A 6,085-nucleotide genomic window follows, 5' to 3' on the forward strand; every position below is an offset into this window, starting at 1 on the left:
AGCCCGCGCCTCAGGCCGGTGTCAGCAGGCGCTGCGCCGTGGCCGTGATCTTCGCCCAGTTGCCCGCCGCGATATCCGCCTGGCCGGCGATCCAGGAACCGCCCACCGCAAACACGTTCGGCTGCGCCAGATAAGACGCCACCTCGCCTTCCGTGATGCCGCCCGTCGGCATGAACTTCAGATGTGGCAGCGGCCCGGCCAGCGCCTTCAGCGCGGGCACCCCGCCGGCAATCGCCGCCGGGAACAGCTTCAGCCGCTGAAACCCTTCCTCGGATCGCGCCATCGCCTCGCTCGCCGTTGCCACGCCGGGGATCATCAGATGCTCCCGCCCCCCCAGCGCCGCCCGCAAACCCGGCGACATGCCGGGCGACACGAGAAATTCCGCGCCCGCATTCAGCGCCGCCTCAACATCCCGCCCGGTCAGCACCGTACCCGCCCCGACGATCAACTCCGGCGCCGCCTTGCGCATCGCCTCGATCACCTTCAGCCCGTCTGCGGTTCGCAGCGTCACTTCCGCAATCGTCACGCCCGCTTCCGCCAGCGCCAGCGCCAGAGGCGCCGCCGAAGCCGCCGAATCCACCACCAGCACCGGCACAAGCGGCGCACGCTTTGCGGCGGCATCAAGTTTCTGGATGGCGTCAGTCATGCATCAGGTCCCGGCAGTCAGTCGATGATCGAGCCACGCCGTCCACCGGCGCGCCGCTGTCAACGTTGTTGTGGCCCGTGTCGCCCAGGATGACAAGCACCCATCCCGTAAAATGCCCCCGGTGTCAAAGCGCGCAGCAGGAACGCTCACCCAGCCCTACGCCGCCTGCGCCCCATCGGTTGGCCGCCCGGCGGACCTGTCCAGTACCCCCGGTGCGTCCCAGGCGCCCTCCGGCCGGATCACCTGCAACGGATCAGCCCGCACACTCAACACCTCGGGATGGCGCGGCACGGGGATTTCCATCTCGGCATAGTCATACCCCGAAAAGGCAAACCCCTCCCGCCCGCTCACCAGACGGCACCGGAACACCCGGCTCCAGGTTGGCCAGAGCCGCGCCTGTATCTGCGCCAGCGCCAGCCGGTATCCCTTCCGCGCAATGATCTCGAACGTCTCCGCCAGCAGTACCTTCAGCGCGGGCGTCCCCCGGAAAGCCGGCAGGATCGAGGTCCGCTCCACCTTCGCAAACCCCGCAAACCACCGCACACGGATGGTTCCGATAGGGCGCGCGCCGGCATAGACCACCATATGCGTGGCCGTGAAATCATTGCCGTCATACTCTTCGTCATACGGGCAATCCTGCTCAGCCATGTACACCGCCGCGCGGATGGCCATCGCCTGCTGATACTCTTCCAGGGTTCGCGCGGGGCGGGCCGAGAATGTCTCCAGCGCGCCCTCCGGCAGGGGCCGCGCCAGCACAAGCTCACCAATCGATGGATAGCGGCTCAAGCGGCATCCTCCCGTGATTGCGGCAGCGGCTCCTGCCCCCAGAGATCGCTCAGCCCACCCTCGATCGGCTGGAACCCCAGCGACGCCATCGAGCGCTTGCCATCCTCCGTCGCCCCGCGCGCAAAGCAGGGTACGGCCGCGAAACCATCCACGCGGATCACGGCCGCAGCCATCATCACCCGGCGCCGGGCGTCCTTGTTCGCGCCCGCATAGACGCCGATATAGATGCCGCCGCAGAGCTCTCCCTCACAGCAGATATGGCCCAGCGACGGCCATGCGGGCACGAAGCTGCCATCGCGCACCGCCGCAACGCCCGCCGCCGACAGCGGCACGGAAATGAAAATCCCGTCTACCGGATCGCCCGTCACCCAGCCCGTCATGCCCGTCAGGCTGTCGATCCAGGTGATCGATTCCGGCGTCGCCATGGTCTGCCCGGTCAGCTCCTCGGCCAGGCGCAGGCCCGCCTTCAGCTCCAGGAACTCTCCCCGGCGAAAACCAAACTCGTCAGCGCGCTTTGCCAGCCGCGCATAGTCGATCAAGATATCAGACATAAATCACCCTCTGCAGAATACGACCAGTGCGTGTATTCTGCAGAAGTGAATACACAACCCATGGTTAATCGCAAGCCGAAACTCGCGATCAGGTTGTGTAATTTTTAAGACTGTCTCAGATTATACAACCAGTCCTTGTAGTTCGGCCGCTGTCTGGCGCGCCTGCTCCGGGCTGCCCAGCAATTGCCGGTTCACGCCGATGCGCTTGTACCAGTAGTGGAGACCAACCAGATCGGTGAAGCCCATGCCGCCATGCACCTCGGTCGACGTGCGCGCCACGAACGTGCCCACCTCTGCCAGATGCGCCTTGGCGAGGTTGGCCATCGTCGGGCCTTCCTCATCGGCGATATCCAGCGCATGGGCCGCATGCCAGATCAGCGCCCGCGCCGGCTCCAGCTTCGCCGCCATCTCCGCACACATATGCTTGACCGCCTGGAACGAGCCGATCACCCGGCCAAATTGCTGGCGCTCCTTGGCATAGGCCACCGCCTTGTCGATCATCGCCTGCGCCGCGCCGAGGGTATCGGCCGACACCAGCAGCCGCGCCAGCGCCAGCACTTCCACGCCCGGCGTCACGCTCGCCAGCGGCTTGGCCCCGTCCAGCGCGATCTCATGGAACGTCCGTGTCCGGTCAATCGTCTGCATCCCGGTCACGCTGGCATCTGCCGCAGAAACCGAATGCCACGCCCCGGCGGTATCAGCCACCAGGATATGCGTTGCCCCGTCCGCCGATTGCGCCAGCAGGGATTTGCCGCTGAGCTTGCCGCCCTTCAACTCCACACCCGCGCCATCGCGCCGGGAGGAAACCTCCGTCAGCGCCAGGGCAAACTTCGCCTCGCCCGCCGCAATGGCGCCCAGTACATCCGCGTGCCCCGCCAGCGCCCGCGCCGCCACTGTCGTGGCTAGGAAACGCGACGGCGCCACATTATAGCCCAGCGCCTCCTGCACGAGGCAGGCGTCCAGCGCGCCCAGCCCCAGCCCGCCAGCCGCTTCGGGTACCATCAGCGCCGCAAGGCCAAACTCCGTAAGTGCCCCGTCCAGCACGGCGCTCTCCCCGGCATCGCCCACAGCGATCTTCCGGATACGGTCAAGGGAAGCCGCATCATTGAGGACGCCCTTCAGGCTGTCCTGCAGCATGCGCTGGTCTTCAGAAAGTGCAAATTCCATGTGTCTTATGCCTTCGCCAGCTTCGGCTCACGCGGCATGTCGAGGCCGCGTTCCGCAATGATGTTCTTCTGGATCTGGGCCGTGCCGCCCCCGATGATCAGTCCGAGGTCGTACATATACCGCCACTGCCAGGTGCCCCCGCTGCGCAGATGCTCGCCCTCCTCATAGAGGATGCCGAGCTCGCCCAGCGCATCGATGGCAAGGCGCGCAATCTCATGGTTGAGATCACACCCCTGCAGCTTCACCACCAGCCCCGCCAGCCCTGCCGGCTGCCCCTGCAGGCGGCTCGTGGTGATGCGCAGGCCATTGGCCTGCATCGCATACACTTCGCCCTGCAGCTTCATCAGCCGGTCGCGCAGCACTGGATTGTCGATCAGGCGCTCGCCGTTCACGGTCTCAGCCTTCATCAGCGCAATGAGTTCCAGCAGCCGCGCTTTGGTCGCGTTCGGATCGCCCAGCATCCCGCGCTCATGCGTCAGCGTGGCATTCGCCACCTGCCAGCCCTTGTTGGGCGCAAAGATCACGCCGCTTTTCGGCACGCGCACATCGGTGAAGAACACCTCATTGAAATTCGCGGTGCCCGTCATGTCGACCAGCGGGCGCACCTCGATCCCCGGCGTGCTCATCGGGAAGGTGATATAGGTGATGCCCTCATGCTTCTTCGCGTTCGGGTCTGTCCGTACAAGGCAGAAGATCATGTCGGCCTGTTTCGCCGTCGAGGTCCAGATCTTGGAGCCGTTGATGATGTAATGGTCGCCGTCTTCCACAGCGCTCGTGCGCAGCGCGGCAAGGTCTGATCCTGCGCCCGGCTCCGAATAGCCCTGGCACCAGATCATCTCGCCATGGATCGTCGGGCGGATATAGGCTTGCTTCTGCGCCTCGGTGCCCAGCTCCAGCAGCGTCGGCACGAACATCGAGATGCCCTGCCCCGCCATCGGGCCGGGCATGCGCGTGCGGGCAAATTCCTCGGCAATGATGCGCGCCTTCAGGATGTCCGGCTCGGCGCCATAGCCGCCATATTCCTTCGGGATCGTCCGGGCGGCGAGGCCGTTCTCGATCAGGAATTTCTGCCAGGCGAGACGCTTGGGGTTCTTATACCCCTTGTCGTCTGCCGTGGGCGCAAGGTGGGCGTTCTTCGCAAGGGTCTGGGAGACCTCTTCGCGAAAGGCTTCATATTGGGGGTCGAGTGTCAGCTTCATGACGCAACTCTGTGGCGGCTTGCCCCAACGTCGCGCAAGAGGGGTTCTTGCGCGACGTTGCGGAAACCCTCTTAGCTCCACGCTACTCAATATCAGGGAGACACCAGAATGCCCGTCGAATACGTCAAAAAAGGCAACGTCGCGATCATCACGATGAACCGCCCGGAAGCCCGCAACGCCATCAACGGCGAAATGGCCGCCACCATGGAAGCCGCGCTCGACCAGATGGAAGCAGACCCCGAAGTCTGGGTCGGCATCCTCACCGCCGTCGGCAAGGCTTTCTGCGCGGGCGCAGACCTCAAAGAAATCTCCGCCGGCAATGGCGGCGCCCTCTCCACCAAGAAAGGCGGCTTCGCCGGCATCGCCCGCCGCGAGCGCACCAAGCCGCTGATCGCCGCCATCACAGGTTCCGCCCTCGCCGGCGGCACAGAGATCGCCCTCTCCTGCGACCTGATCGTCGCCGCTGACGACACCAATTTCGGCCTGCCGGAAGTCAAGCGTTCGCTCGTCGCCGGCGCTGGCGGCCTCTTCCGCCTCCCCCGCCAGATCGGCAAGGCAGCCGCGCTGGAAGCCATCCTGACCGGCGACCCGCTCTCTTCCCTGCGCGCGTATGAGCTCGGCATGGTCAACAAGGTCGTCCCCGAAGCGCAAGTGATGGCCGAGGCCGAAAAGCTCGCCGCCCGCATCACCGCCAACGCCCCGCTCGCCGTCTTCGCCAGCCGCACGGTCGCCCTCGACGCCTTCACCAAGTCGGACGAGGAACTCTGGAAAGACTCCGGCAAGGCCTTCGCCAGCCTCGTCACCACCGAAGACTATAAGGAAGGCCCCCGCGCCTTCATCGAAAAACGCGCCCCGGTCTGGAAGGGCAAGTAACCTAAAAAGCCCCCTCGCCCTTTAGGGAGAGGGGGTTGGGGGTGAGGGCGCGCAACGCCGTCCCGAAACGAACGCCCACTAATTATCGGACAAAAAAACGGCCACTCCCCGGAGTGGCCGTTTCCTTTTCCCAGTCTAACCAATCAGGACGCGCCCTCAGGCGGCCTCTTCGACTTCTTCGTCCTCGTCTTCCTCCACCGTGGGGTAGAGCGGCCCATAGACCACCTCGTCCGGAATGGTCGCCAGGCGCGCCACCAGGTCGGCGGCTTCGGCGGCGGCTTCTTCGTCTTCCCATTCCATGTCGGCGGCCGGGGCAATCCAGTCGGCCTCCACCAGGCCATAACCTTCTTCCTCGAGCGAGGCTTCGATCTTGGTCATCGCTTCTTCGTCATTGGCAGCATAGACGCCAACAATCACATACGCGCTATCCATGCCTTCAAGGGCGCCATCGCTCCCCTCGCCGCACAGAATTTCGCAGGAAACCAGATAGGCAGTTTGCGACACGGGTCATCTCCATAATAGTTCGCAAGGGCACCGGCATCACGAAGCACCCCACACGGAAACAGCCAGACGCGCCCCATCAGACCGCCCGCTTCCGCAAATTCTTTGCTTCATGATTGACCGAAAAATTCCCACGAGTTCCTTAAGAACTCGCTAACCGTTTGGGCTTGCCCCGTAGGTCGGATAGAGGCCAAAAGCCGAAATCCGACGCGACACATCCTGACCCAGCCCCCTGATCCGGGCCGTTTAATTGGAGACTCTGTTCGCCTTTCTTTCTGGTTGGGGGTGGGTGGTCAAGGCCCGCTGAGCGGAGCTCTTGCGTAGCTCAGGCGAAGCGGGCCGGGCTCGCCGCGCCTGGTCGG

Annotated in this window: 7 protein-coding genes; 1 reads left to right on the forward strand and 6 read right to left on the reverse strand. The window is 64.7% G+C overall.

All coding sequences use genetic code 11. The features are described from left to right. Positions 1-10 precede the first annotated feature (10 nt). The 5 genes from eda to ACQKI2_RS01860 all read right to left on the reverse strand — a co-directional run bounded on the left by eda (position 11) and on the right by ACQKI2_RS01860 (position 4,349). Positions 11-646, reverse strand: a complete 636-nt coding sequence (gene eda, locus ACQKI2_RS01840) for a bifunctional 4-hydroxy-2-oxoglutarate aldolase/2-dehydro-3-deoxy-phosphogluconate aldolase (protein WP_427378025.1) — start codon at positions 644-646, stop codon at positions 11-13. Between the two features lie 156 nt (positions 647-802). Further along, complete coding sequence (locus ACQKI2_RS01845) at positions 803-1,432, reverse strand: GNAT family N-acetyltransferase (protein WP_427378026.1); 630 nt, start codon at positions 1,430-1,432, stop codon at positions 803-805. Next, positions 1,429-1,983, reverse strand: coding sequence for a hypothetical protein (locus tag ACQKI2_RS01850; RefSeq protein WP_427378027.1), 555 nt, complete (start codon positions 1,981-1,983; stop codon positions 1,429-1,431). Before ACQKI2_RS01850 ends, ACQKI2_RS01845 begins: the two co-directional genes overlap by 4 nt. A 120-nt stretch (positions 1,984-2,103) precedes the next feature. Continuing rightward, positions 2,104-3,150: an acyl-CoA dehydrogenase family protein gene (locus ACQKI2_RS01855; protein WP_427378028.1), complete on the reverse strand. Its 1,047-nt coding sequence runs from the start codon at positions 3,148-3,150 to the stop codon at positions 2,104-2,106. 5 nt (positions 3,151-3,155) lie between these two features. Next, a complete protein-coding gene (locus ACQKI2_RS01860) occupies positions 3,156-4,349 on the reverse strand; it encodes an acyl-CoA dehydrogenase family protein (protein ID WP_427378029.1) in 1,194 nt (397 codons plus the stop codon). 108 nt (positions 4,350-4,457) lie between these two features. On the opposite strand from ACQKI2_RS01860, the gene ACQKI2_RS01865 reads away from it, so the two are divergent. Further along, positions 4,458-5,222, forward strand: a complete 765-nt coding sequence (locus ACQKI2_RS01865; RefSeq protein ID WP_427378030.1) for a crotonase/enoyl-CoA hydratase family protein — start codon at positions 4,458-4,460, stop codon at positions 5,220-5,222. Between the two features lie 156 nt (positions 5,223-5,378). On the opposite strand, the gene ACQKI2_RS01870 is transcribed toward ACQKI2_RS01865, so the two are convergent. Beyond that, positions 5,379-5,726, reverse strand: a complete 348-nt coding sequence (locus ACQKI2_RS01870) for a hypothetical protein (RefSeq protein WP_427378031.1) — start codon at positions 5,724-5,726, stop codon at positions 5,379-5,381. Positions 5,727-6,085 lie beyond the last annotated feature (359 nt).

The organism is Hyphomonas sp. NPDC076881, assembly GCF_050269995.1.
Taxonomy (GTDB): domain Bacteria; phylum Pseudomonadota; class Alphaproteobacteria; order Caulobacterales; family Hyphomonadaceae; genus Hyphomonas.

Excerpts from the sequence above, each read along its gene's own strand:
- eda (WP_427378025.1), bottom strand. The coding sequence starts at position 646 with ATGACTGACGCCATCCAGAAACTTGATGCCGCCGCAAAGCGTGCGCCG.
- ACQKI2_RS01850 (WP_427378027.1), bottom strand. The coding sequence starts at position 1,983 with ATGTCTGATATCTTGATCGACTATGCGCGGCTGGCAAAGCGCGCTGAC.
- ACQKI2_RS01855 (WP_427378028.1), bottom strand. The coding sequence starts at position 3,150 with ATGGAATTTGCACTTTCTGAAGACCAGCGCATGCTGCAGGACAGCCTG.
- ACQKI2_RS01860 (WP_427378029.1), bottom strand. The coding sequence starts at position 4,349 with ATGAAGCTGACACTCGACCCCCAATATGAAGCCTTTCGCGAAGAGGTC.
- ACQKI2_RS01865 (WP_427378030.1), top strand. The coding sequence starts at position 4,458 with ATGCCCGTCGAATACGTCAAAAAAGGCAACGTCGCGATCATCACGATG.